This is a genomic window from Paenibacillus sp. MAHUQ-63, assembly GCF_028765165.1.
In the GTDB taxonomy this organism is placed as follows: Bacteria; Bacillota; Bacilli; order Paenibacillales; family NBRC-103111; genus Paenibacillus_E.
The window spans coordinates 1-651 of record NZ_JARADB010000033.1 but is presented as its reverse complement, the minus strand read 5'-3'; the positions used below and the strand labels follow the sequence as shown (position 1 = coordinate 651).

1 protein-coding gene is annotated in these 651 nt (G+C 66.8%); it reads left to right on the top strand.

From position 1 onward, the window contains the following. On the top strand, window positions 1-651 hold a 651-nt coding region (gene trpS / locus PUT07_RS35355), incomplete at both ends, for a tryptophan--tRNA ligase (protein WP_274473519.1).

The following is a 651-nucleotide window of genomic DNA, read 5'->3' as shown; positions in this document are numbered from 1 at the left end:
CACGTCCCCGAGCACGCCCAGCTCGCCTGGATCATGAACTGCCTCACCGGCTTCGGCGAGGCCGGCCGGATGACCCAGTTCAAGGACAAGTCCGCCAAGCAGGGCGCCGAGCGCGCCTCGGTCGGCCTGTTCACGTACCCGATCCTCCAGGTCGCGGACATCCTGCTCTACCAGGCCAACGAGGTCCCGGTCGGCGAGGATCAGCGCCAGCACATCGAGCTCACCCGCGACCTCGCCACGCGCTTCAACGGCCGGTTCGGCGAGACCTTCACCCTCCCGAAGCCGTACATCCTCAAGGAGACGGCGAAGATCTACGACCTCCAGGACCCGTCGATCAAGATGAGCAAGTCGGCGTCCACGCCGAAGGGCCTCATCAACCTCCTCGACGAGCCCAAGGCCACGGCCAAGAAGGTCAAGAGCGCCGTCACCGACACCGACACGGTGATCCGCTACGACGCCGAGAACAAGCCGGGCGTCAGCAACCTGCTCAGCGGCACGATGGCCATGGAGATGGCCCGCACCGACGCCTCGGTGTCCACCTTCTTCGGCGTCCACAACGGCCTGGCGATGTACTCCATCGAGTCCGGCGGCGACCAGGAGCAGCGCGACCGCTGGCTCCCGGAGATGGCCGCCATGGACAAGATCGGCGCG